Annotated in this window: 20 protein-coding genes and 3 pseudogenes; 8 read left to right on the forward strand and 15 right to left on the reverse strand. The window is 69.6% G+C overall.

Going from position 1 to position 23,479, the window contains the following annotated elements:
• Positions 1 to 117 precede the first annotated feature (117 nt).
• From AB0I67_RS39580 to AB0I67_RS39595, 4 genes are read right to left on the reverse strand one after another with little or no spacing between them, the layout of a single operon-like run.
• Positions 118 to 1,428, reverse strand: coding sequence for an ABC transporter permease (locus tag AB0I67_RS39580; RefSeq protein WP_357935232.1), 1,311 nt, complete (start codon positions 1,426 to 1,428; stop codon positions 118 to 120).
• The gene (locus AB0I67_RS39585) at positions 1,425 to 2,150 is read right to left on the reverse strand and encodes an ABC transporter ATP-binding protein (RefSeq protein WP_357935233.1); all 726 of its coding nucleotides are present in this window, start codon (positions 2,148 to 2,150) and stop codon (positions 1,425 to 1,427) included. Before AB0I67_RS39585 ends, AB0I67_RS39580 begins: the two co-directional genes overlap by 4 nt.
• Entirely contained in the window at positions 2,147 to 3,202 is a 1,056-nt protein-coding gene (locus AB0I67_RS39590; RefSeq protein ID WP_357935236.1) for a peptidoglycan-binding protein, read from the reverse strand. The genes AB0I67_RS39585 and AB0I67_RS39590 overlap by 4 nt, the downstream gene beginning before the upstream one ends.
• Positions 3,199 to 3,705, reverse strand: coding sequence for a hypothetical protein (locus AB0I67_RS39595; RefSeq protein ID WP_357935239.1), 507 nt, complete (start codon positions 3,703 to 3,705; stop codon positions 3,199 to 3,201). Before AB0I67_RS39595 ends, AB0I67_RS39590 begins: the two co-directional genes overlap by 4 nt.
• Before the next feature lie 139 nt (positions 3,706 to 3,844).
• Here AB0I67_RS39595 and AB0I67_RS39600 point away from each other — a divergent pair, with 139 nt between their 5' ends.
• Positions 3,845 to 4,501 (forward strand): response regulator transcription factor, encoded by a 657-nt coding sequence (locus AB0I67_RS39600; protein ID WP_357935242.1) that lies wholly within the window; start codon positions 3,845 to 3,847, stop codon positions 4,499 to 4,501.
• The gene (locus AB0I67_RS39605) at positions 4,498 to 5,688 is read left to right on the forward strand and encodes a HAMP domain-containing sensor histidine kinase (protein WP_357935245.1); all 1,191 of its coding nucleotides are present in this window, start codon (positions 4,498 to 4,500) and stop codon (positions 5,686 to 5,688) included. The genes AB0I67_RS39600 and AB0I67_RS39605 overlap by 4 nt, the downstream gene beginning before the upstream one ends.
• A 106-nt stretch (positions 5,689 to 5,794) precedes the next feature.
• Here AB0I67_RS39605 and AB0I67_RS39610 read toward each other — a convergent pair whose 3' ends face one another.
• The 4 genes from AB0I67_RS39610 to AB0I67_RS39625 all read right to left on the reverse strand — a co-directional run bounded on the left by AB0I67_RS39610 (position 5,795) and on the right by AB0I67_RS39625 (position 8,567).
• Positions 5,795 to 6,829 carry an alpha/beta hydrolase gene (locus tag AB0I67_RS39610; RefSeq protein WP_357935248.1) on the reverse strand — a complete coding sequence of 345 codons (1,035 nt, stop codon included), beginning with the start codon at positions 6,827 to 6,829 and terminating at the stop codon, positions 5,795 to 5,797.
• On the reverse strand, positions 6,826 to 7,479 hold the full coding sequence (locus AB0I67_RS39615; RefSeq protein ID WP_357935251.1) for a DUF998 domain-containing protein: 654 nt from the start codon (positions 7,477 to 7,479) through the stop codon (positions 6,826 to 6,828). Before AB0I67_RS39615 ends, AB0I67_RS39610 begins: the two co-directional genes overlap by 4 nt.
• A 168-nt stretch (positions 7,480 to 7,647) precedes the next feature.
• Positions 7,648 to 8,271, reverse strand: a complete 624-nt coding sequence (locus AB0I67_RS39620; protein WP_357935254.1) for a PadR family transcriptional regulator — start codon at positions 8,269 to 8,271, stop codon at positions 7,648 to 7,650.
• A gap of 20 nt (positions 8,272 to 8,291) precedes the next feature.
• A complete protein-coding gene (locus AB0I67_RS39625; RefSeq protein WP_357935257.1) occupies positions 8,292 to 8,567 on the reverse strand; it encodes a hypothetical protein in 276 nt (91 codons plus the stop codon).
• A 385-nt stretch (positions 8,568 to 8,952) separates the two neighbouring features.
• Here AB0I67_RS39625 and AB0I67_RS39630 point away from each other — a divergent pair, with 385 nt between their 5' ends.
• Both AB0I67_RS39630 and AB0I67_RS39635 read left to right on the forward strand, forming a co-directional pair.
• A complete protein-coding gene (locus AB0I67_RS39630; RefSeq protein WP_357935259.1) occupies positions 8,953 to 10,725 on the forward strand; it encodes a protein kinase in 1,773 nt (590 codons plus the stop codon).
• Between the two features lie 379 nt (positions 10,726 to 11,104).
• On the forward strand, positions 11,105 to 11,602 hold the full coding sequence (locus tag AB0I67_RS39635; RefSeq protein WP_357935262.1) for a hypothetical protein: 498 nt from the start codon (positions 11,105 to 11,107) through the stop codon (positions 11,600 to 11,602).
• Between the two features lie 159 nt (positions 11,603 to 11,761).
• Here the strand turns inward: AB0I67_RS39635 and AB0I67_RS39640 are convergent, their stop codons facing one another.
• Positions 11,762 to 12,112 (reverse strand): hypothetical protein, encoded by a 351-nt coding sequence (locus AB0I67_RS39640; RefSeq protein WP_357935265.1) that lies wholly within the window; start codon positions 12,110 to 12,112, stop codon positions 11,762 to 11,764.
• A gap of 9 nt (positions 12,113 to 12,121) precedes the next feature.
• Between AB0I67_RS39640 and AB0I67_RS39645 the strand changes: the two genes are divergently transcribed.
• Entirely contained in the window at positions 12,122 to 12,226 is a 105-nt protein-coding gene (locus AB0I67_RS39645) for a WD40 repeat domain-containing protein (RefSeq protein ID WP_357935268.1), read from the forward strand.
• A gap of 303 nt (positions 12,227 to 12,529) precedes the next feature.
• On the opposite strand, the gene AB0I67_RS39650 is transcribed toward AB0I67_RS39645, so the two are convergent.
• Positions 12,530 to 13,954 (reverse strand): FG-GAP and VCBS repeat-containing protein, encoded by a 1,425-nt coding sequence (locus AB0I67_RS39650; protein WP_357935271.1) that lies wholly within the window; start codon positions 13,952 to 13,954, stop codon positions 12,530 to 12,532.
• Positions 13,955 to 14,755: 801 nt separating this feature from the next.
• On the opposite strand from AB0I67_RS39650, the gene AB0I67_RS39655 reads away from it, so the two are divergent.
• The gene (locus AB0I67_RS39655) at positions 14,756 to 15,205 is read left to right on the forward strand and encodes a hypothetical protein (RefSeq protein ID WP_357935274.1); all 450 of its coding nucleotides are present in this window, start codon (positions 14,756 to 14,758) and stop codon (positions 15,203 to 15,205) included.
• Between the two features lie 214 nt (positions 15,206 to 15,419).
• Positions 15,420 to 15,914, forward strand: a complete 495-nt coding sequence (locus AB0I67_RS39660; RefSeq protein WP_357935278.1) for a hypothetical protein — start codon at positions 15,420 to 15,422, stop codon at positions 15,912 to 15,914.
• A gap of 17 nt (positions 15,915 to 15,931) precedes the next feature.
• Here AB0I67_RS39660 and istB read toward each other — a convergent pair whose 3' ends face one another.
• From istB to AB0I67_RS39685, 5 genes and pseudogenes are all read right to left on the reverse strand, one after another.
• A complete protein-coding gene (gene istB / locus AB0I67_RS39665) occupies positions 15,932 to 16,507 on the reverse strand; it encodes an IS21-like element helper ATPase IstB (RefSeq protein ID WP_357935335.1) in 576 nt (191 codons plus the stop codon).
• Between the two features lie 31 nt (positions 16,508 to 16,538).
• On the reverse strand, positions 16,539 to 16,730 hold the full coding sequence (locus AB0I67_RS39670) for a hypothetical protein (RefSeq protein ID WP_357935281.1): 192 nt from the start codon (positions 16,728 to 16,730) through the stop codon (positions 16,539 to 16,541).
• Positions 16,727 to 18,384: pseudogene (gene istA, locus AB0I67_RS39675) on the reverse strand (IS21 family transposase). The gene AB0I67_RS39670 and the pseudogene istA overlap by 4 nt, the downstream one beginning before the upstream one ends.
• A 115-nt stretch (positions 18,385 to 18,499) precedes the next feature.
• The gene (locus tag AB0I67_RS39680) at positions 18,500 to 19,417 is read right to left on the reverse strand and encodes a site-specific integrase (protein WP_357935338.1); all 918 of its coding nucleotides are present in this window, start codon (positions 19,415 to 19,417) and stop codon (positions 18,500 to 18,502) included.
• Between the two features lie 1,246 nt (positions 19,418 to 20,663).
• Positions 20,664 to 21,781: pseudogene (locus AB0I67_RS39685) on the reverse strand (IS630 family transposase).
• Positions 21,782 to 22,032: 251 nt separating this feature from the next.
• On the opposite strand from AB0I67_RS39685, the pseudogene AB0I67_RS39690 reads away from it, so the two are divergent.
• A pseudogene (locus AB0I67_RS39690) lies at positions 22,033 to 23,065 on the forward strand (IS701 family transposase); the annotation flags it as partial.
• Positions 23,066 to 23,479: the final 414 nt, after the last annotated feature.

Genomic DNA, 23,479 nt, shown 5'->3' on the forward strand with positions numbered 1-23,479 from the left:
GGCGGTGTGGTGTGATCAAGCTCTACACCACGGGATTGACGCGGCGCGAAGTGTGAGCGGTCCTGCCCGGAGCGGGATGGATCACCTCTGACTGAGGTCGTCGCGGGTTCGTGGGTGTCAGTGTGCAGTCAGGGCCTCCGTGGGTGACAGCCGGGACGCGCGCACCGCCGGGTACAGTCCCGCCACTCCGCCGATCAGCAGCGTGGCCGCCAGCCCGCCCGCCGACGCCCAGAGCGGGATGACCGTCGGCCACTCCTGCGTGGAGGCGTACAACGTGACCACGAGCGAGCCGAGCAGCACGCCGCCCGCGCCGCCGAGAGCCGACAGCAGTTGCGACTCTCCGAGGAACTGCAGCCGGATCTGGCCGCGGGTGGCCCCGAGCGAGCGGCGCAGGCCGATCTCCGCCCGCCGCTCCAGCACCGAGATGACCATCGTGTTGGCCACCCCGATGCCCCCGACCAGCAGCGCCACACCGCCGAGGCCGAGCAGAAGGCTCGTCAGCGTCTCGTCCGCGGCCTCCTTGGCGGCCAGCGCGTCGGACGGGCGGGAGATCTCGACCTGCTCCGGGTGCTCAGGGTTGGCCGTGGCGGCCAGGACGTCCCGCACCCGCGTCACCGCGTCGTCCCTGGTACGGGTGTAGACGTGGGTCGGGTAGCCGTCGAAGCCCAGTTCGGACTCGGCGACCGGCCAGCCGATGAGCGCCGTCCGGTCCAGGGACGACACCAGCGGCACCGGATGCAGGATGCCGACCACGGTGAACCACCGGCCGCCGAGCCAGACCTGCGTGCGCGGTCCCGCGGTGGCGATCCCCAGCCGGTCGGCCGCCTCGGCGCCGAGCACCACCGCCGGGTACTGCGAGGTGGCCGCGTCCAGCCAGACGCCGTCGGCCATCTTCGCCCCGACCGTCCCCAGCAGGTCCGTGCGGGTGGCCATCACGGCGATGCCGCCCGACTCGGTCTCGGGGATGCGGTCGTGCCGGTACACCTTGGCCGGTACGGTGCCCGTCGCCGTCACGGAGGTCACCCCGTCGATGCGGCCGATCATGCCGAGCGACTCGGAGGGCAGGTGTGATTGCTCGCCAAAGATCGATCGGCCGGGGGCGACGGTGAGCAGGTTCGTGCCCAGGGCGGCCAGTCTGCGGTTGAGGTGCTCCTGGCTGGAGGTGGAGATGCCGACGACGGCCAGCATCGCGGCGATGCCGATGGCAATGCCGAGGGCCGACAGGAAGACGCGCATCGGCCGGGCGCGGAGTCCGGCGCCGGCGACCCTGACGACGTCGCGCGGCCGCAACCGGGCCGGCACCGGCCGCCGCCGGTTCCGCGTCGTCGCACCGGGCACCGTGCGCAGGGATCGGCTCTCCGCGGCCCGCACCCCGTCACCCCGGCCGCCGATGCCCTCCGGGCCGCTTGTGCTGTCCCGGCCGTTCATGAGGCGTTCACCGCCATCGACACCGAGTCCTGGATGATCAGGCCGTCGCGCATCTCCACCTGCCGGGGCAGTGACGCCGCGATCTCCCGGTCGTGCGTGATGATCACCACGGTGGTACCGGCCGCGTGCAGCTCGCGCAGCAGCTCCATCACGATCGTCCCCGCCGCGGTGTCCAGGTTCCCGGTGGGCTCGTCGGCCAGCAGCAGGACGGGGCCCGCGACGACCGCCCTGGCGATGGCGACCCGCTGTCGTTCCCCGCCCGACAGCTCGTGCGGCTCGTGCCGTATCCGGTGGCCGAGCCCGACCCGTTCCAGCATCTCGACCGCGCGGGCGCGCCGCCGGGCGAGCGGGACGCCCGCGTACAGCAACCCGTCGGCCACGTTGTCGACGATCGGCACCCCCGAGGCCAGATGGAACTGCTGGAAGACGAACCCGATGGTCGCCGCCCGCAGCGCCGACAGCTCACGGTCCGACAGGGCGGCCACGTCCCAGCCGTCGATCGCGACCGTTCCGGCCGTCGGCCGGTCCAGGGTGCCGATCATGTTGAGCATGGTGGACTTGCCCGATCCGGACGGGCCCACGATCGCGACGAGCTCGCCGCGCCGTACGGTGAGCGACACCCCGCACAGGGCCGCGACGCCGCCCGGGTACAGCTTGGAGACCTCCCGCAACCCGATCACCTCTGTCCCGGACGAGGTCGTGTGCTCCGCCGATTCGCTCATGCGGGCACCCCCACGGTCATGCCCTCGGCCAGCCCGGTGCCCGAGATCTCCACCCTGCCCTCGGCGAACATGCCGGTCTCGACCCGGGCGTAGGACGTGCTGGTGCCCTGGACGACCTGCACGCCGTACCCCTCGCCGGGCAGCGCGACCAGCGCGTTGATGGGTACGGCCAGCACGTTCTCGCGCCGTTCCGCCTGGAGGATCACCTCCACCGGAGCGCCGTCCAGGTCGCCCAGCTTCTTGCCGTCCTTGACCGACACCGTGACCTCCACGGTCGTCGGCTCGTCCGGCTTGGCGGCCTGCCCGGCGACGACCGTGCCGATGCCGGTCACCCGCCCGGGCACCGTGGTGTCGTCCGGCAGTTCGACCGTGGCCCTGGCGCCCTTCTTGACCAGTTCCTGCTTGGCCACGTCCAGGTGGACGACGACGGACCGGGTGGTGTCGGTGTGGCTGAGCACGGCCCCGCGCGCCGGGGCGCCGGGTGTCGCCTTGTGGTCGGTGACGCGCACCGCGCCCGGCGCCACGAGCACCTGGCCGGGCTTGACCGTGCCGGTCTCCGGCAGGCCGAGGTCGTCCTGCCAGTCCCGTACGGCTTCCGCCGTGGCGGAGGTGTAGTCGTCGTCCGCGGTGAACCCGTCGTAGCCGAGCTTCTTCAGATTGCGTTCGACCAGTTCCACGTCGGGTCCCGACAGGCCGGGGCCGAGCTCGCGGTAGAGCGGAAGCTTGCCGTACAGCAGCACGACCGGCTCGTTGTCCACCTTGTAGACCGCCTGGCCGCGCGTGACGTGCCGGCCCTCGGGCGCCAGCCAGGTGAGGGTGCCGGACAGCCCGTGGGCGGCGGCGACCGTGGGCGTGCCGTACCCGAGGGTGCCGGGGACCTTCTCGGTCTGGGTGAGCGTGACGCGGGTGATCTGCGCGGTCGCGGGCGGCAGGGCGCTGCGCGCCGGCGTCCCCGCCTCGGCCCCGCCGAAGCCCTTCGCGGTCGCGACGCCGGCCGCGACCACCACGGTCACCGCCCCGATGCCCGCGGCCAGGCGGGTGCGGCGCTTCATCGGCCGCCGTCCTGGACGAGCAGCGGCTCACAGGCCTCGGTCGCCTTCCGCACCGACGGGTCGGCGGTGTCGAACCGGCTCTGATCGCCGAATCCCCCGTTCGGATCGGGGTCGGGGAAGCCGGAGACGCCGTTGTCGCGCATGCACTGCGCGAACTTCCTGCGCTGGTCCTGGACCTGTGGATCCTGCTGGCCGCCGAGGATGCCGCTCGGCATGTGCTCACGGCAGGCGTTCAACGCCTTCTCCTGCGTGGCCTCGTCCACCGACAGGCCGCGCAGCGGCGCCGCGGGCAGCTTTCCGTCGGGGCCTGGGTCAGGGAAGCCGGGGATGCCGTTCTCCCGCAGGCACTGGGAGAACTTGCGGGCCTTGTCGGCGTTCTGCGCGTCGGGCGCGGCGCTCCCGCCCGTGGCAGGCTTGGTCGCGGCCGGCTCCGCACCGCCGCAGGCGGCGCTCCCGATCAGCAGTACGGCCAATGCCAGGGTCACCCCTCCACGTCGCCACATGGGTTCGTCCTTTCCTCGTCGGTGTCGATGGGCCGCAGTCAATCCACGCGGCGGTATCCACGACGTAACTCGGGCCGGGGTTACGCCCGCTTCACCTGCCGGGGCGGAGGATGGGCGCGACCGAGGAGAGGGGACGCCCGTGCGGGTTCTGGTGGTTGAGGACGAGCGGATCATCGCGGACGGGATCGCCGAGTGGCTGCGCCGCGAGTCGTTCGCGGTCGATGTGACCTACGACGGGCAGGCTGCGCTGGAGCGCGTGTACAGCAACGACTACGACGTGGTCGTGCTCGACCGGGATCTGCCCCGCGTGCACGGCGACGAGGTGTGCCGGTGGATCGTCGAGTCGCGCTCGCGTGCGCGGGTGCTGATGCTGACCGCCGCCGGGCGGCTGCGTGACCGGGTGGCCGGGCTGTCCATCGGGGCCGACGACTACTTGCCCAAGCCGTTCGCGTTCCTGGAGCTGTCCGCCCGGGTGCACGCGCTGGCCCGCCGTTCGCGCCCGGCCGCACCGCCCGTGCTGGAACGCGCCGGGATCCGGCTGGACCCGGCCCGTCGCGAGGTGCGGCGCGACGGGCGGCCGGTCGTCCTCGGGAACCGCGAGTTCGCGGTGCTGACCGAGTTGCTGCGGGCCGAGGGCGCCGCGGTGTCGGCCGAGGACCTGCTCGAACGGGTCTGGGACGAGCACATCGACCCGTTCACGAACGTGGTGCGCGTCACCATCATGAAGCTGCGCAGGAAGCTCGGCGACCCGCCCGTGGTGATCACCGTGCCGGAGAAGGGGTACCGGATCCCATGACGTTCCGCCTACGGCTCACCCTCGTGTACGGCGGGTTGCTGCTGGCCGGCGGGATCGTCCTGCTGGCGGTGACCTATCTGCTGGTGGCCCAGCAGATGGACAACGGGCTGGCGAGCAGATACCCGGCGCTCGCCGCGGGCCTGGACGGCACCCAGCTCCAGCTCGCCGGGCAGATCGAGGTGGACGGCAGGCAGGTCGGGCTGCGCGAGTACGTCACGCAGATCCAGGCGCAGCAGCGCCAGTACCGTGAGGACCTGCTCGACTCCCTGCTCACCATGGGCTGCGTCGCGCTCGGCGGCGTGGGCCTGACCGGCGGCGCGCTCGCGTGGACGTTCGCCGGACGGGTGCTGGCCCCCGTGCACCGGATCACCGAGACCGCCCGCCGGATCGCCGGCGGAATGGGACGCGGCCTGCACGAGCGCATCGCGCTGACCGGGCCGCGCGACGAGATCAAGGAACTGGCCGACACGTTCGACCTGATGCTGGAGCGTCTGGACGGCTCGTTCGACGGCCAGCGCCGCTTCGTGGCCAGCGCCTCGCACGAGCTGCGCACCCCGCTGGCGGTCAAGAGCGCGCTGATCGAGGTGGCCGTCACCCGGCCGGGAGCCTCCTCCGACGCGCGGGAGCTGGGCCGGGCGCTGCTCGCCGTCAACGACCGGCACGCGCGGCTCGTCGACGGCCTGCTGATCCTCGCCGACAGCGAGAACGAGGTGACCGAACGCCATCCCGTCGATCTGGACGACGTCGCCGGCACCGTGCTCCTCACGACGGCGGGGGAGGGCCCGGTGAAGGTCTCGTCCGCCGACCTGGCGGAGGCGCCCGTGGCAGGCGACCCCTACCTGCTGGAACGGCTGGTGCAGAACCTCGTGGAGAACGCGATCAGGCACAACGTGCGCGAGGCCGGCGCGTGGTTGTCGGTGCGCACCTGGACCGAGGACGGCCTGGCGATGCTGGAGGTCGCCAACAGCGGGCCGGTGATTCCCCGGTACGAGGTGGCGGCGCTGTTCCAGCCGTTCCGCCGGCTTCAGGACAACCGGCCGCCGGTCGGGGACGGCGGGGAACGCGGCTTCGGCCTGGGCCTGTCCATCGTGCGGGCCATCGCGGACGCCCACGCCGGAACCGTCCGGGCTGAGCCGCGGGACGGCGGCGGCCTGGTGGTCACCGTGAGCCTGCCGCGAAGGCCGTGAAGGGGGGTCAGGACATCACCGCCTTGCGCGCGGCCGCCGGGACCACCTGCCCGAGATCGGCACCGCCGTCGCGCCTCGATCCCGGCTATGGACGAGGTCGTTGCTCTCAGCCGTTCCGGGTGATCCAGTCGAGCATCCTGATGTACGCCATGGGAGCCCTGCGGTGCAGGTTGATCGCGTGGCCGACGTCGTCCAGCACGACGGCGTCCACCCGGGGCGCGCCCGGGTAGTACGGCCGCTGGTCTCGCACGAGGGCGACCGGTGAGCTGCAGTCGTTGGCGTCGGCGGCGCAGATCAGGCGGTCCCGGTCGCCGACGACGAACAACACCGGCACGGAGACGGCCTCGCTCACCCCGGGGGCGGCGGCGTCGCCGATGGTCATCAGCTCGCTGATCGTGTTGGTCTCCTTCGTGGCGCTGTCCCGCGCGATGACCTCGGGGTCGGCGGCCGGCCGGTGGTACATGAGCGCGGGCCGCTGCTCGTCTCGAACCGTCACATAACCGTAGTCTCCCGCGGGCACCTGCGCGGCCAGTCGCGGCACCTCGCTCACCGGCTGGCCGTACCGGGCCGCGAGCGCCGCCGCGGAGGGCGACTTGAGGCGGGAGGTGCCGGTGAGCACCAGGGCGTCGGCGGCGTGGAAGCGGGAGGCGGCGAGTATCGCGACCTCGGCGCCGTAGGAGTGCCCGACGAGCACCACCTTGGCGAACGGCCGCCGCCCGGCCGTGCCCGCCCGCAACGCGGCGACCACCTGGGCGACGGCCAGGGCGTTGGACTGCGTGGTCACCTCGCCACTGGCCGGGTGGGAACTGCGGCCGACACCGATGCGATCGAGATTGAACGTCGCGTGACCCGCCCGGCCGGCCCGCTCGACGTAGGAGTAGTGGTGGCGGCGGTAGGGGAAATCCCAGTACACGTGGCTGTAGTTCAGGCCGTGGACGAGCACGTGGACCGTGGTGGCGGTACGGCCCGCGGGGAGGCACAGCCGGCCCCAGATTCGATGGCGTGCGGGCTGGTCCACCGCGGTCGCGACCGGCACGCGCATCTCACTGCAGGTGGCGGACGCGACGGCAGGCGCCGGACTGGTGGTGAGCGCGACCGCCAGCGCCACCACAGCCGCCACGCGCGGCAGGATGATCTTCACGACCGCCTCCGTCCCCGGAACGCCAGCCACCCCATGGCCGCGAAGCAGGCGTGCACCTCGACGATGCCCAGCCGTTGCACCAGACCGGCGAACCCGTGCTCGGCTCCGTCCGGGGTCTGCCGGAAGGTCAGGAAGAACGCGACGAGCAGGACCAGCGTCAGCGGGCCTGCCGCCAGCAACCAGATGCCTGGCCGGCGCCACTCCGGCAGGCGGTGCAGCGACGCCCCGGCAGCCGCGAAGCCGATCACCGGAGCGCCGATGGCCAGCAGGTAGCCGAGGGAGTGCGGAAGCACGTGCTCCAGATCGAAGAGCCCGCAGATGATGTGCCCGGCTCCGGAGAGCGCGAGCAGCACGGTGACGGTCGTACGGGCGGGCGGCTGGATCGTACGGAAGACGCCGGCCACGCCGACGATCAGCATGACGCCGGTGACGACGAACGCCGCGTTCATGTACGGTCCGGTCGCGCCCATGCCGAGCCCGCTGACCGGCTGGCTGAGGGGCGAATAGCCGGCGAACCGGTGGCCGAAGAGCGTGTACCCGGGACTGAGGAAGCCGAGCACGAGCCAGGACAGCTCGAACAGGGCAGGACCGGCTACCGCGCCGAGAGCGGCCCAGCGGGCGGCTAACGGCGGACGAACGGCAAGGAACATGACAGAACTCCTCCAGAGAGCAGGCTCGTGGTGAGACATTCCGCGGAGGAGAGTTCCGGCTACGCTGGTGGTTGCCTATCTCGTGCGACCGGTTCCGTTCCCGCGGGATCAGTACGAGGCGACCTCGGCCGTGGTGTTCCCGCACCTCGGCCGAGATCGTTTTCGGGGTCAACCTGGCGGCCCACCCCCTGTCGCGAAGCGGCCGTGCGCCCGCGCCCACGCGTCGTGCCAGCCCGTCCCGGGTTCCACGATGCGGCGGACGAACCGCTCGACGAAGGCGATCTCGGCGTCGAGCACCGCGAGCCGGTACTCCTCCTCGATGACGAACAGCTCCGGAAGGCCGGAGCTGAGCGTGCCGTCGATCAGCGCCACGGTCTCCTTGCGCCGCTCGGCCAGCCGCTCCAGCCGCCCCCGCAACAGCGCCACGGCCTCGTCCGGAGGTAGCGCCCCGATCAGCGACAGTGCCGCGACGAAGCCGGGATACTCGTGCCTGGGCTGTTCGACCAGCTCGCGCAGCCAGTCGCGCAGTTCAAGGCGCCCCGCCTCGGTCAGGCTGTACACGGTCCGCTCCGGCAACTGCCCCTGGCGGCTGGTCTCCACCTCGGCGATCAGCCCCGCCTTGAGGAGCTGGCCGACCACCATGTAGAGCGATCCGTGGGTGAACTTGATGCTGCGGTCGTCTCCGTGGTCCCGCAGCGTACGGCTCAGCTCGTACGGGTGCATCGGCCGCCAGCTCAGGTACGACAGGACGGCCAGGGCCAGCAGGTTCGCGGGTTTGCGCGGCTTCGGCATCGGGGCTCCTCTAGTCAGGATCAACTATCATTCTTCGAGTAGTCGATGTCAACTACCCGATTTCGGCGAAGCCAGCGGTGGTGGTTGCTAGACGAAGTGGTGTGGCCTGAGGTGTGGCCCGGTGTCGGGACCGCGGCGCTCCAGTCGTTGATCGCGGCTCTCTCCCACACCGGCTCGGCCCGGTCGCGGATCGGCTCGAGCCGCCCGGTGAACACTGAGAGGTCGCCCGCGCCGATCCACACGCGCTCGAGGCTGGCGAACGCTTCGGAGCCATCCGGCGCGATCAAACCGCTCACGTGCGCCGGTTAGTGATGGCCACGTCGGTCACGCGCTCGCGCCCGACGCGTCGCTGCCGGACCTGATCGGAGCGCCGGACACCGCCGCGTCCGGGGTGGCCGAGGTCATGCGCAACCACACTCGTCCCGTGACCCGGAAACGGGCTTCGAGCGGCCGCGGGCGCGGGAGGGGCAGAGATGATCGTCCATCACCTCCCCGCCCAGGTCTCCACCGGGCTGACCCTCACCGTCGCGAGACGAACGCGCCCTGCGAATACCTCATGGTCATCTCACGCAGAACCTGATCGGCCCGTCATCGCCACCGGCCATCCCGGCGCGTTGCGTGATCTGATGGAATGCCGGCTCCGGCGCTGGTTCGTACCTGATTCACCCTAAGATCCCCTTCATGCAGCCACTGCGCCAGGGGGATCCGACAGCGCTGGGCCCCTACACGCTTCTCGGTTTCCTCGGCGAGGGCGGCCAGGGCTCCGTCTTCGCCGGACGGGCGCCGGACGGCACCGCCATCGCGGCCAAGGTCCTGCACGCCCGCTTCGCCGGTGACGCCGCCGCCGTGCAGCGCTTCCAGCGTGAGGTCGAGCTGACCCGCCGGGTGGCCCAGTTCTGTACGGCACGCGTGCTCGACGTCGGATTCGCGGGCGCGGTGCCGTACATCGTCTCCGAACTGGTCGAGGGCGTCTCCCTCCAGCAGGCCGTACGCACGCGTGGCCCCTTGACCGGCGACGATCTGGTACGGCTCGCGGTGGCGACCATGACCGCGCTGATCTCCATCCACCGGGCGGGCATCGTGCACCGCGATTTCAAGCCTTCCAACGTGTTGCTCGCCGCTGACGGGCCCAGGGTGATCGACTTCGGCATCGCCAGGGCGCTGGACGCCTCCTCCGTCACCGCCAGCAGCGTGGTGGGCTCGCCCGGGTACATGTCGCCCGAGCAGATTCGGGCCGAGCAGATCGGGCCCGCCTCGGACCTGTTCTCGTGGGCCGGGACGATGGTCTACGCCGCCACCGGTTCGCCCGCCTTTGGTCTCGACTCCGTCCCTGCGGTCATGCATCGGGTCCTCACCGCCGAGCCTGACCTCCAGGCCATCGGTGAGCCGCTGCACGACGTGCTGAAGGCGTGTTTCCAGAAGGATCCCGCGCTGCGCCCTGACGCACAGACGGCCTGGCACGCGCTGATGGACGGCTCTCCGGCCGCCGCACCTGTGACGCCTCCCCGGGACCGCGTGCCCAGTGGCCCTCACGGGGACAGCGGCCCCGGCGAAGCCGGGGTTTCTCGCCGTGACACCACACCGGCGGCGCCCAGACCAGACCAGGCTGCCCGCCGTACCACCAAGTGGGGACGTCCCGTGGCGGCGGCGGCCGGGGTGGCGGTGGCGGTGGGTGCGGCCTACATCCTGTGGCCGGCGCCCTTGACCGGGCCGCACGCCGTCGCAGACCCAGCGGCCACCACCACGCTCGGCCTGTCAGCCTCAGCCCCGCCGGCTCCTGCCACGCCGGCGCCCGGCACGCCGACCGGTACGACCCCGCCGGCTTCCGCCCGGAAGGCCACCCCGAGCACAAGCCCGACCCCCTCGCCGGCCGCCACTCCCACGCCCACCCCGACGGGCACCCCCACCCGACGCCCTGCAGCGTCTGGACGCTGGGATACAAGGGGTGACGTGTCGGAGTGGGACATCACCGGCCCACGCAGCGCCAAGCTGACCGGATACCCCCAAGAACCCACCGGCCCCGGCTGGGGGTTCCTGATGTGGACGAAGCGGCCGATGAGCACCAGCTTCACGCTCTCGGTCCGCACGCGCCTGCTCGAGTACGGCCGCCGGGACAAGACCCCGAAGTACGGCTTGCTGTTCTCCAACACCGAGCCCGGCAACGACATCGGCTACTACGTCGAACCGCTCACCGCGGACGGCAAGCTCACCGTCCTGGTGATGGAGAAGGGCGCGTTCAGCTGGGAGCGCATCTCCTGGCCGTTCGGCTTCGACCCCGATGACTTCCACACGCTCAAGGTGACCAGGAAGGGCTCGACCTACACCTTCTATCTGGACGGCCGGCAGGTGTCCCGGCGCGAGGTGCCCGGAGTCGACCCAGAAGGCGTGGGCCGGGTCGGTCTGGCCGGGTTCGATGTCCTCGCCGAATTCCGTGACTTCAGAGTGCGGAGATGACCTCCCTCATCGCCGAGCCGCAAGGGGGGCCAGGTTGGTGACTCGACTCGCGAAGCGCCTGGTGCGGCTCTCAGTGGCAGGGCGGTTGGTACGGCACGCCGGGCAGGTGTCGCTCCCACTGCGGCGGCCACCGGCCGGGGCGGGCCGGCCTCGAGAGTGGTAGAGAATATTTGCGCTCGCTCATGACCTCGGGTCCGTCGACCGCGTCAGCTACCGGACCGTCGATCGCCCCCAGCTCCCTTCCTCGAGCATCCAGGCGCATGGCGATCGTGAGGCCGCTCTCAGCGAGCGATACCAGACGTTTCATCTGGTGAACTTCTTCTCCCTGCCGTCAGTCCAAAGGGGGTGTACGGCTCGCGGGTAGAGAAGGAGGGCCGTCATGAAGAAGGTGCTTGTCGCGGTGCTGACCGGCGGGGCGCTCCTCGCCTCGGGGACGCCCGCGCTTGCTCAGGACGCTGGGCCCACGCTGGGACCCTACGGGTATGGCAAGGTCAAGCTGGGGATGAGCGCGAAGAAGGCCAAAGCAACCGGAAAGGTGGCGCGCAAGCGGACCGCCGCTGGGGGAACATGCTCGGGGTGGTACTTCAGGGCGCACCCCACCGGCAAGTCCCGGGTGGGCCTGTACATCTCCAAGAAGGTCGGCGTCGCGGTCATCTTCGCGCCCAGGGGCGTCAAGACCCCTGAGGGCATCGGCATCGGCTCCACGATGAAGCAGGTCAAGAAGGCCTACCCGCGGCTGAAGTTCGTGCTGGACACCGGCCGGCCCTATGTCTCCGTCCCCGGCAACCCGAAGGCCTACTACGAGTTCTTCCCCGAGAAGGACGGCATCGTCGCCGGGGTGGCTCTGGGAAGCAGCACCCAAGACTGCGTCAGCTAGGTACGCACCGGAAAAGATCATGGTCTCGGAGGGAACCCGGGCCCGTTGTCCAACGGCTTTGTCTCATGTCTCAGCGCGTGCCCCTGCGCGTGCAGACGCGCGCGAAGGATGAGACGAGACGATTGGACAAAGGTGGAGAGGGGCGGGGAGCGTCCAGGGTCAGCGGCGGCGGGGGAGCGCTTCAGGCATGACGTCACCGGCGGCCTTGACCCGGCGGGCCGCAGGGACCAGGCGCGGGCGCAGCAGCACTGAGCTCGGCCGGCTGGAGTTGGAGGCTGCGGTGCCCCGCTGCGGCGCCTGGATGAGCCGGCCCGCTACGGCCTGACCGCTCATTCCGCTGCCGGACGCTCGCGCGTCCGGGACGTCTTGGGTGCTCACGGTGGTGAGGCTGTATGAGACCAGCAGGACCAGAGTCTGGTCAACCTGGAGCTCGTCGAGGTCGCTCTGTCCGGCCTGGACCTGGCGCGGCAGGTTGTCGGGAGCGAAGAAGGCCAGCCACTCACCGCCCACGACGGCGCGGTGAACGCGTTGGCGTGGAGCCCTGACAGTCACCTGCTGGCCAGCGCTAGTGGCGACGGCACAGTCCGGGTCTGGAAGGCAGGAGCAGATAGGCCCGGTGCGTGATCTCTACGAGCGAAGGGGGCTGGCGGTGGCGAAGCGCTTTGCGCCCCCTCCGAGGTCGACACCAGCCAGAATCCGCTCTGCCCGGGATTGCATAAGGCTGACCTGCGCAAACGCAGACAGCTAATCCCATGCATGAACGAACCGAAGATGTATGCACTGATGTCCGCTTTTCGGAGGCGACTCTGCATGATCATGCAACGCCGGAGCGTTCCCTGCCTTGCGGCACGAAATGATCACTCGCCTCCAATGATTGCCGAACGGTGCGTGAGGTACTGACATGCCACAGGCGGTAAGTCGGACGGCTCAGTGCAGCAGGGCGTAACCGAACCGGCCGGCCTCGCCGAGCCCGGCCGCGGCGGCATGGACGACCTGGCCGCCGGCCGGGATGCCGGTGGCGGTGCCGGGCAGGACGGCCAGCATGCCCTGGAAGGCGTTCTTGCCGGGCGCGCCCACCACGAGTTCGCCCTTGCCGTCCCGGGTGAGGTCGATGATCGAGACCGACAGGCCGAAGGCGTCGCCGGAGACCGACTGCTCGCTGACCGGGTCGCCGGTGGGGTCGGCGCCGGGAGGGGCGATGCCGTCCTGGGTGATGATCTGCGTGCGGGACAGGGCAGGGCCGACCGGCGAGCCGGGGATGAGGGCGACCGCGCCGGCCCGGTCCACGCCGGACACCGTGGCGTAGGGAAGGCCGATGGCGAGGTCGGCCGTGCCGTCGCCGTTGAAGTCGCCGGTGGCCAGGCTCGGGGTACGGCTCCCCTCGCTCGGCGAGAGGGTGGTCAGCCAGGTCAGGTCGCGGGCGGTGAAGCCGACTCCGTACATGCCGGCGCCGTATTTGTCGCCGTACCAGACGTTGATGGTGCCGGTGCTGGGGGTGACCATGATCAGGTCGCGGTAGCCGTTGCCGTTCACGTCGCCGAGCACCAGCTTGGAGTCGGGCTTCGGGCAGGCCAGCCTGGTCGTGCCGGGTGCGGCCTCGCACGCCTGGGGGCTGCCCATGACGTGCGGGTCGGGGGACGGATTGCGCAGGTCGCCGCTGTACCACAGGTGGGTGCCGGTGTTGGCGAGGGAGTCCCAGCCCACCCACATGCCCTCCAGTCCCCCGTCGCCGTGGATGTCGCCGATCACCGCGGACCGGGCGGTGAGGGAACGGGTGGGGCTGAGCTTGTTGGCCTCGAAGGCGCCGCCGTTGTACCAGCCGCCGAGCGCCTGGTTGTAGCCCGACCGGTAGATGCCCACGATGTCGGGACGCAGGTCGCCCTGGTCGGCCAGCCCGAAGGCCAGCGACTCCATGTGGTTGGGGCCGGTTTCAAGCTGGCGGGTGGTGTCGTTGCCGCTGGTCCAGGAGTGGATCTGGCGCGATCGATAGCCGCTGGAGATCAGGTCGGTTCTTCCGTTGCCGTCGGTGTCGGCCGCGGTCAGCGCCAAGCCCCATCCCGAGCAGGGAGTGTTGATCGAGTAGAGCATGCAGCCGGGTTCCGGGCGCAGGTGGGAGTGCCCGGTGAAACCGTCCGGGCCGCCGTACAGGACGGTGATCAGGCCGGTGTTGCTGCTTCCTGAGACAGCCGGGTAGGACGGCATGCCCACGGCCAGGTCGTTGTAGCCGTCGCCGTTGAAGTCGCTGTTGTAGGCGATCGGCGCGGCTGAGGCGGACGCGGGTGCGGCAACGGAGGTGAATGTCGTGGTCAGCGCGAGCAGCGCGGCCGACCAGGCGATCTTGCTCGCTTGCATGCCAGCATGATCGATGCTGGGTCTTGCGAAGCGGTTGGATGCGAATGGTCTTGCGGTCCGGATGTAGGGACCGCCGGTTCCCGGGCCGGCGGCCCCGCGCCGGCCGCCTCTCTGGACGCCTCGTCCTGGACTCATGAGCGGTGGTCACGCAGGAGGTCCGCAGCGCCATGCGGTGGCTGCAACTCGAGGTGGAGGCGGGCCTGCCCCGGCCAGTGGCCACCGGTCCGCCCAGCTCGGCACTCGCTGCGGTCGACTGGCCGGGGCCGCACACTGGTACGGCAAGGCCGACCGGGCCGTCGACGGCCGCTGGTGGGTCGAGTTGCTGGACGAGCAGGAGACGTCAGATCCCTGCGGGCCCGGTTGCCGGCAGCCCTTGGTGTTGAGGCGGAGATGCTGAACGCGCCTTTGTCGGGTCACCAGTCGATCTCCAGACATAACGACGTGGCCGTAGAGCAGTTCGGCGGCCCGACCTTCACCGGCGACGCCGCGTTCCCGGCCGATCGCGCTGCATGATCGAGCAGCAGGCACTCGCCGCCGGAATGCCGGCGATGGGTACCTCACACGAGTGGATGAACATAGCGGGCCAGCCCGCCCGCAGTACGCCAGGGACCTCGGCCTCTCGCTCACCAGCTTCGAGGAATGGGCTCGGCAAGACCTGCGGCCCACGGCTTGACATAGAGGGGGCGGCCAGCTGCTCTAAGTGCGTAAAGACGCGCGTGCTCGGAGGCGGTTTCGGCGCATCCAGGCCGCTCGGCGGCCCGAGCCGCACAGGGCGCCGATCTGCTCCAGCGTCCCCCCGCCGTGATCGCCGCGTCCGGGTCCGCGCCAAAGGGTGCCGCCGACGTCATCGTCTGGCGCACCGCCACCGCCCGGCTGGACGGCCGCCGTACCGGCCCGCTGTTCCTGACCGGTCGCCGTGCTAGCGTCAAGCTGCTGTCCGGTGACCTCGACCTCGGGCCGCCCTGGCCGTGCACAGCCGGAGGCGCTGTTTCACAGGTGTTCGTTTATGAAACGCTTCGCTGGAGTCGTACGGCACGGCCGACCGCCCAGGGCCACGAGTTCCTCCACCGAGAAGTCCTTTCAGAGGCCATCCTCGGCGTCGGCTGCGACTTCGTCCTGATCGGATGCGCCTCCATCACCGACCTGGCGTGCTCCACGCCGTCACCCGCGACAGCGAGCATCGCGTCCGTCCGCAGGCCGGTGACGCGCCGCGCGGGGGATCGGGTCAGCGGGCGGCGTAGGCGCGAATGAAGGCTCGGGCTCCGTCGGTCATGATCTGGCGGATGCGGTCGTGGTCGGCGGTGGCGGGTGATTCTGTGAGCGAGTTTGAGAGCCAGGTTCGCGTGAGTTCTGGTGCCGCTTGCCGATCTTCGGCCCGTTTCGTATGAACGAATTTTGGTGCCACCTGGCGTGCCCGGTTCTGGGCTTGGCGGGGTGAGGTATGCAAGGTTGTCAGACTGTAGGCATGGCTGTGACGTTGCAGGTAGACCGGGTGCCGTTGGCTGAGTTGGATGCCGCTCGTGTTTCATCAGCGCAGCTAGAGCGGGTCGTCAGCTTTGGCGCAGTGGCGGCGTCCGATTATCTCGATCTTGATTGGGCGAGGACGGGCTTGCTCTGGTTGAGCGAGAAGGCCGGAGAGCCGGTGGAGTCGGCGATGCGGCGGGCTCTGGATGGCGATGCGGCGATCGATTCAGCGGCCGGTATGGGTCTTGGCCTGTATTCGCAGGTGTCGTTCCTTGAGCCGCCGAGCGTTGTTGAGGTCGCTTCAGTGTTGGCGGGCCTGGACGTTGAGGTCTTCCTCGCAGCGTTGCCGGTCGACCTGGGCGAGTCCCGGGCTGTGATGGGCGGCGATTTTGGGAGGGACCCGCGCGGTTATCTGGCGGGTCATCTGCAGGCGTTGCGCAGCTTCTTCGGGAAGGGTGCCAGTCGTGGCCTGGCGATGATGGTGTGGTGGGACTGATGCGGTGGCCTCTAGGGTCATGTTGCGGCGTCTTGGTGGGTGCGGGTGTGGGCGAGCCGGTAGGAGTCGGTGCCGGTTTCGATGATGGTGGCGTTGTAGGTGAGCCGGTCGACGATGGCGGCGCATAGGCGTGGGTCGGTGAAGGTTTTGGTCCAGCCGCCGAAGGATTCGTTGCTGGCGATGGCGACGCTGGCGGTTTCCTCGCGGTCGGTGAGGACTTGGAAGAGCAGGTCGGCGCCGCGTTTGTCGAGTTCGAGGTAGCCGAGTTCGTCGATGCACAAAAGGTCGTAGCGGCCGTAGCGGGCGATGGTCTTATTCAGGACGAGTTCGTCGGCAGCCTCGACGAGTTCGTTGACGAGTTTGGCGGCCAGGACGTACTTGACCCGGAATTCGGCCATGGCGGCCTCGGTGCCCAGCGCGATGAGCAGATGGGACTTGCCGGTGCCTGAGTCACCGATCAGGCACAGTGGTTGGCCGTGGCGCACCCAGTCGCATTTGGCCAGGGTGTGGATGAGAGCGGGCTGGACGTTGGGGTTGGCCTCGAAGTCGAAGTCGTTCAACCATTTCTGGCGGGGGAACCCAGCGGCCTTGATGCGGCGTTCGGAGCGGCGGCGTTGCCGGTCTTCATTCGGCCATCAGCAGCTCGGCCAGGAATCCGCGGTAGGTGAGCTGTTCGCGTTCGGCGGCATCAGCAGTGGCGGTGAACTGGCCGCGGATGGTGGGCAGGCGCAGCATCCGGCAGGCCTGGTCAACGGCGGCCTCGGCGGCTGGCTCGGTGAGACCACGCTGGTGGGTGAGCTGGTGGTGGGTGGTCATGACGCATCTCCCTTGCTGGTGGCTGTTCGGCGGCTGGGCAGCAGTTGGTCGTAGGCGGCGACCGAGGGTGGCGGACGGGTGTCGACGGGCAGCGAGGCCAGCCGATGCTGAGTGAGCGAGACGATGTCGTCGGGTAGCTCAGCCGGGTGCCCGACTGGCAGGGCACTGGAGCGTCTGGCTGGTCGGGCAGGCTGTTGGTCGCTCTGGGCGGCTTTACGGGCCTCAACTGCGACAACATCGCTGCTCAACGCACCCACCTTCAGCGCGGCGGCGATCCCGGCGACGACATGGTCCTGGGCCATGCTGCGGTGCAACATCAATACCTCGATCAACGCGCGGGTGCCAGCCGCGTCGCCGTGCACGCGCCGCACCGCGGCCCACCAGGCGTCGTGGACTGGAGTGAACTTCCCAGCGGAGCGGGCCTGCTCCAACGCCGTCGCTCCCGGCAGCGCGCCGGGCTTACGGACCAACACCTCCAGGTAGTGGTCCAGCTCAAGTCGAGAGGAGTTCTTGGCGATCGCTCGTTCATGCCGGGCAACCTCGTCTTGTCGGCGAACACCACCACTTCGTTGGAGTGCAGCAGCACTCGGACCTGTCGACCGACCAGCCGCACCGGCACCGAGTACCGGCTACCGCGCACACAGATCTGGGACCTGCGATCAACCCGCGGGTGGAAGACCCTGCCGGTCTCGAACGGTTCGGAGGGCAGCGACTGGAGCAGTGGCGCCTCGAGGGCGAAGTACTCGCCGACGGTGTGGGCGCGAGATCCGATCCGGCGGCCATCATCCTCCATATCCCATTGGTCGATGAGGGCGTTCAGCTCGGCGATCGCCGTAACCTGCGGGACCGGCACGAGCCGGTTGCGGCGGAACCGGCCGACTTCGCCCTCTACCCCGCCCTTCTCATGGGCGCCGTCCTTACCGGGCCGGCAGTAGAAGGCGTCCAAGCCCACGTGAGAGCGGAACGCGGTCCACCGTTCGTTCTCTACTCGGGCCCGGGTGAATCCGAGCACTTGAGCGACCGCGGAGGTCAGATTGTCGTAGCGGACCTTGCCGGTCGGGATCCCGCCCAGCACCCTGAACGCGTGCACATGGCCCTCGAGAAAGGCTTCCTGCCCGCACGACAGCGTGACGTGGTGCACGGCCTTGCCCGAGTACGACATACGGAACACGAACATGTAGCACTTGGTCCGCCGCCCGGCCAGATCGACCCACACCTCCCCGAAGTCGACCTCGGCCTCCTCGCCCGGCCGGTGCACTTGATCGATCGGCACCTCCGGCGGCGCATGGCCGGCCTCCACCCGGATCTGCGGCCGCCGTACTGCCACGTAGTTGCACACCGTCGAATAGGAGATGCCTTCCATCTCATGTTCAGCGACCAGCCGGTCGAAGATCCGCCGGACCGTGTGTCGCTGCTTACGCGGAGCCCCCAGATCCGCCCGCAACATCGCATCGATCATCGGTTTCAGCGGATCCAGCCGAGACCGTCGCGGCGCCATCGGCTTCCGCGGTGCCGGCCACGCCGACCGCAGCGCCTCAGCAACGGTCCGCCGCGACACCGAGTACTTGCGCGCCAACTCCCGCTGCGACAAGCCCTCCACCCGGGAGTCCCGCCTGATCGCCGCGAACTTCTCCACCTTGGTCAACCGCGCCACCAGTGCCCCCTCACGACCCGAGGCACATCAAACGTCCCACCACACCACCACGAGCGGTACCAAAACTCGCTGAACCGTCACCGCCCGGCTACACGGCGGTACCGAACTTCACTCGTCAGCGGCACCAGAACTCACGCGTAGAACCATCGGGTGAGACGCGGGCGTAGCGGGCCAGCGAGGCCACCGAGGTGTGGCCGGAGTAGGCCAGCAGGGTGGAGGTGTTCGCACCGTCCTCGGCTGCGTGGGTGAGCGCGGAGTGGCGGAGCTGGTGGAGTGTGTACGGCCCGCCGGGCAGGCCGGCGGTGGCGGCCTCGAACAACTCTGCGGCGCGGCGGTAGGACAGCCGGGCCGCTCCGGTAGCCGGGTCGAGGTCGCCGGGCGGCAGCTCGACGCGGGCGCGGCGGCCGGTCAGGAACAGCGGCCCGGTGCGCCGGCCGTCCAGCAGGCGGGGCAGCAGGCGGGCGGTGGCGGTGCGCCAGACGATGACGTCGACGGCGCCACCCTTGCGCCGCACCCGGGCGCGCCGGTTGCGCAGGTCGAGGTCGCAGGCGTCGAGGGCGAGCACCTCCTGGGCGCGGGCGGCGCTCTCATACAGCAGCCGGAACAGCGTCCGCTCCCGCAGCGCCAGGCGCGGGCTGGTGAGCAGAGCCTCGACCTCGGCGCGGGCCAGCGCGCGGGTGCGGTCGAGGGTGCGCGGGCGCCGGCGGATGCGGCGCAGGGGGTCGCCGGTCAGCCAGCCCTGATCACGCCACCACCCGCAGGCTGAGCCGAGCGCGTCCAGGCGGGCGTTGAACGTCGCGGCGGCCGCGTCGCCCCACCGGCCGGTGAACCAGGCCGCGATCCGGTCAGCGCCACTGTCGCCTTCCAGGTGGGTCAGCGGGACCTGCTCGCCGAGCTCGGTGGTCAGGGCGCGCAGTGCGATGGCGTAGGCCTTGGCGGTGTTGGCGGCGGCGATCGTCTCCAGGAAGGCCGCCGCGGCGGCGCCGAGCGCAGGCACCCCGGCCGGGCCGGCGGCCGGATGGAGGCGGTGCACGTTCGCCAAGGTGACCCCCTTCGAGGCCCTATCGCAGATAAGCGCCCGGAGTCACCCCTGCCGCAGCGGGGTGTTCCCCCAGGACGGCATTCACGTTATCGCAGATAATGAATCATTATCTGCGATAGATAGCCATGATCATCGCTACCTCCGATGCGCTCAGATTCCTCGCAGCCCGGCCCTGCCGTTCATTTATAACGATCACACACCGCACCAGCGGTCACTCACAGCTACTTTGGGGCTGGGGCCACGTTCGGGAGCGGAGGGCCAAGTAGCGCGCGTTGGGGTACATGCCGTGGTGGCCCGCCACCGGCGTGGTGGCGGGCCCTCACGGCGCCGGGGCCACAGAGTGGTCCGGTCGCGGGCGTCGTGGCCGGTCGGACTTATCTCATTCCCCGTATGCACGCCTCAGCGGCCGCTTCCTCGCCCGTGTCAGTGTTGAGGAGAAGGTCCATGCATCCGTGGCGGTTGCCTTGTTCGGCCTCATCGCACGCCATCTCCTGGAGGTCGTGGTACTGGAAGCCGTTCTCATTCACGTAGGCGAGGCAGGCGTCGGCGTCGGCGTCGGCGTAGGCGGGGGTAGTGAAGCTGAGGGCGGCGGGGGCAGGGCGAGCAGGGCCAGGGTCAGGGTGGCGAGACGTCGGCGGGTCGTGGATTTCATGGGGCATGCCTCCAGGGTGGTCGAGTGCGTGAGCGGTCAGCGGTGGTGATCATCCCCAGACGAACACGGAGTGTAATTGTCAGTTACGCACTGCTACCGGTGCTGCGCCGCGAGGCGGGGCGCTCCGGTGATGCATGATCATGCAGAACCGCCCCGGAAAAACGGCCGCTGTCACTCTCGATGACACAGAGGCTGCCATACGAGACAAGTACCAGTGGCTCGTGGAACGATTTACCGAAACGTATCCCATCAATAAAGGATCTTCCTTCTAATCCGACGGTCGCAGGTTCGAATCCTGCAGGGCGCGCTTGGATCATGGCGCTGACCTGGGGTAACGCGTGGCCGCACCCTCCTTTGGGACATAGCTCTAGCCGTTCGGTGCTCCGCCGGTGCTCGCCCGTACCAACCCTGTACACACCATGATCAACATGCTGTCTGTCGTCGTGTTCACCGCTCCCTCCGCGCGTGACAACGGCCTCGTTCCGCGCGCTCCCATCGGAACGAGGCCGTCATCTCACCTCGTCGGCTCTTCCTGCTGACAGCTAGTGCTGTGATCGGAAACCTCCACCGGCTCGAATGCGGGATTCAGGCTGCTGGTGTGAGTGGCCGGCAGCCCCAGCGGATGCCCTTCTCACTTCGGATGCGAGCGCGTTCGCGTCGTTGGGCGGCCGGCACGTCGGGATGGCGAGTGTGCGCGTTGCGCCAGCGTAGATAGGCGTGCAGTGCGCGGTCTGGACGGTGTGGTTCGGGTGGTCGGAGTTGGCCAGAGTGAACTGGCGGAGCGGTCCGAAGTGCGCCTCGATCGGGTTGGCCCAGGAGGCATACGTGGGGGTGAACAGCAGCTTGACCTTGTTCTTCTTCGCCCAGGTGCGGATGCGCCAGTTCTTGTGTGCCGACAGGTTGTCCAGGATCACGTAGATCGGGGCGCCGTCCGGACGGGCGGCGCGGATCGACTTCAGAACGGCCCAGGTGTGGTCGATGCCCTTGCGTGCCCGGTTGACACCCCACAGCAGGTCGTCGCCGACGGAGTAGCAACCGTGGAAGTAGGTGGCGCCCTGGGTGCGGTGGTAGGTGGCCGGCAGCCGGTCCGGCTCACCCTGCGGGGCCCAGCCAGTCCCCGCGGTCGGCCGGATGCCGAGCGGGCCGAACTCGTCGAAGGCGAAGGTCCGCCTCGGCCGCTGCGTCAGCGCGTACTCGGTCTGATCGAGCTTGGCGTCGAAGTCCGGATCCGGAGACTCCTTCCAGGTCTTGGTGCGCTGGAAGGAGACCCCGTGTTGGTGCAGCAGGGTACGTAAGGTCTCCAGGTCGATCGAGATGGCCCGGCCGGGAAGGCGGCGCAGGTAGGCGAGGAGCTTGCGGATGGAGCAGCGGGTGAAGGGCTGGCCGAGCTTGTTCGGGCGGGTGGCCGTCTGCGCGACGAAGTCTTCGTCATCAGGACTGAGCAGGCGGGGACGGCCTCCCGCTCACTGAGGGTCCCGGCAGGCCAGCCCGATCTCGTTGAACCGGTGGATCACCTCGCGCATGGTGTCCTCATCGGCCTGCACCAGGCGGGCGATGACCGGCACCGTATTGCCGCCGGCCGAGGCCAGCAGGATCATCGCCCGTCGATAGCGGACCGTGCTCATCGTGCCGCGCCGCACGATCCGCTGCAGCCTCTGGCCTTCCGGGTCCGTGAGCCTGCGGACCTTGACCGGTTGCGTCACCGGGCCTCCCGAGCGCCAATCGAACAAGACCAGCCCATCCAATCGGCCGGTAGGTCCTACCCGCCAACCCGGTGATCATTTCCGGTCACAGCACTGGTACTCCAGTGACACTTCGCGATCTTCGAGGTTGGGACGCATGAGAAGGGCCACTGCGTGATCATGCGGAGTTTGTGAGAACAACCGTAGGTCGCGCAGTGGCCGCGGCCGACCTCGTAACCCCTGACCGATGGCTCGTCACCCTCAATGATCTCCTGGGCCGGATCGCTCACCGATTCACCCGTGTCGAACCACGCCGTACCGCGACCGCCTACGTCCACGCTCTGCGGGCCGACGTGGACCGCAAGAACTGCTGGAACCTGGCCCACCATGCCGGGCTTGCAGGGCCTCAGGCGATGCAACGCCTGCTGAGGAACGCTTCCTGGAACGCCGACGAGGTCCGCGATGACGTGCGCGCCTACGCGGTCGACCACCTCGGGCCCGGCGGGCCCTCATCGTGGATGAGACCGGATTCGACAAGAAGGGCACCGGCTCGGCCGGGGTTCAACGCCAGCATTCCGGCACCCTCGGCCGGATCGACAACTGCCAGATCGGCGTCTTCCTGGCCTACGCCACCGCTCGCGGACGGGCGCTGGTCGACCGCCGCCTCTACCTGCCGGAGCGCTCCTGGCTGGCCGCCCCGACCGGTGCCACCGGGCCGGCGTCCCCGCCGAGGTCGGCTTCGCCACCAAGCCGGCCCTGGTCACCGCAATGATCCTGGCCGCCCTCGACGCCGGGATCGACACCTCGTGGGTGACCGGCGATGAGGTCTACGGCCAAGACCCGCGCCTGCGCGCCGCGTTGGAGGAACGCCAGATCGGCTACGTGCTGGCCATCGCCGGCAGCCGGCGCGTCCGCCTGGACGGGCAGGACACGACCGCTCTCCAGATCGCTCACGCCGTCGCCGACCGGCACCGGCACCGGCACCGCTACAGCGCCGGAGCAGGCGCCAAAGGCCACCGCATCTACGCGTGGGCCTGGGCTCGCATCGACACCCACCTGCCCGGCTGGCGATGGCTGCTGATTCGCCGCAACCTGACCACCGGCGAGCTGGCCTTCTACCGCTGCTACGCCCCCACCCCGATGCCCTTGCTGCGCCTGGTCCGCACAGCCGGGATCCGATGGGCGATCGAGGAGCCCTTCCAGGCCGCCAAGGGCCAGGTCGGATTGGACCACTACCAGGTCCGTGGGTGGACACCCTGGCACCGGCACATCACTCTCGCCATGCTCGCCCTGGTCTTCCTCGCCGTCCTGGTCGCCACTCAGCCCGACCCCGGCAGTGACCAGGCCATCGCCTTAACCATCCACGAGATCCGTCGACTCCTGGCCGCACTCAAGCTCAGCCCCACACCCTCCATCACCAAGCTTCTGCGCTGGTCCACCTGGCGACGTCACCACCAAGCGTGTCCTCGCCATGATCTCAAAGCGTCACTGGAGTACTAGGCGGCGATCCGCAGGGTGACCTGGTCCTGCTCGTTAAGGGTGTTCATGTCGGTGTGCTCCTTCAGGGTGTTTCGTCGATGGCTCTACGATCGCCACCCGACCACCCGCCGGCCGTATCAGCGCTGCGGGTGCGCCCGCTCCCACGCCTCGAACGCCACGTCCCACTAGGCGGCCGATGAGCAGCGGCACACCTGGGGCAGGCGTTGCGGGCGGTGCTCA

The sequence above is a fragment of the Nonomuraea sp. NPDC050310 genome, from assembly GCF_040655795.1.
GTDB lineage: Bacteria > Actinomycetota > Actinomycetes > Streptosporangiales > Streptosporangiaceae > Nonomuraea.

Bases quoted from the DNA above. Each gene is read 5' to 3' on its own strand.
- AB0I67_RS39620 (WP_357935254.1), bottom strand. From the start codon at position 8,271: ATGCCGAAGCCGCGCAAACCCGCGAACCTGCTGGCCCTGGCCGTCCTG.
- AB0I67_RS39635 (WP_357935262.1), top strand. From the start codon at position 11,105: ATGAAGAAGGTGCTTGTCGCGGTGCTGACCGGCGGGGCGCTCCTCGCC.
- AB0I67_RS39660 (WP_357935278.1), top strand. From the start codon at position 15,420: ATGGCTGTGACGTTGCAGGTAGACCGGGTGCCGTTGGCTGAGTTGGAT.
- AB0I67_RS39615 (WP_357935251.1), bottom strand. From the start codon at position 7,479: ATGTTCCTTGCCGTTCGTCCGCCGTTAGCCGCCCGCTGGGCCGCTCTC.
- AB0I67_RS39580 (WP_357935232.1), bottom strand. From the start codon at position 1,428: ATGAACGGCCGGGACAGCACAAGCGGCCCGGAGGGCATCGGCGGCCGG.
- AB0I67_RS39595 (WP_357935239.1), bottom strand. From the start codon at position 3,705: ATGTGGCGACGTGGAGGGGTGACCCTGGCATTGGCCGTACTGCTGATC.
- AB0I67_RS39630 (WP_357935259.1), top strand. From the start codon at position 8,953: ATGCAGCCACTGCGCCAGGGGGATCCGACAGCGCTGGGCCCCTACACG.
- AB0I67_RS39585 (WP_357935233.1), bottom strand. From the start codon at position 2,150: ATGAGCGAATCGGCGGAGCACACGACCTCGTCCGGGACAGAGGTGATC.
- AB0I67_RS39650 (WP_357935271.1), bottom strand. From the start codon at position 13,954: ATGCAAGCGAGCAAGATCGCCTGGTCGGCCGCGCTGCTCGCGCTGACC.
- AB0I67_RS39590 (WP_357935236.1), bottom strand. From the start codon at position 3,202: ATGAAGCGCCGCACCCGCCTGGCCGCGGGCATCGGGGCGGTGACCGTG.
- AB0I67_RS39605 (WP_357935245.1), top strand. From the start codon at position 4,498: ATGACGTTCCGCCTACGGCTCACCCTCGTGTACGGCGGGTTGCTGCTG.
- AB0I67_RS39670 (WP_357935281.1), bottom strand. From the start codon at position 16,730: ATGACCACCCACCACCAGCTCACCCACCAGCGTGGTCTCACCGAGCCA.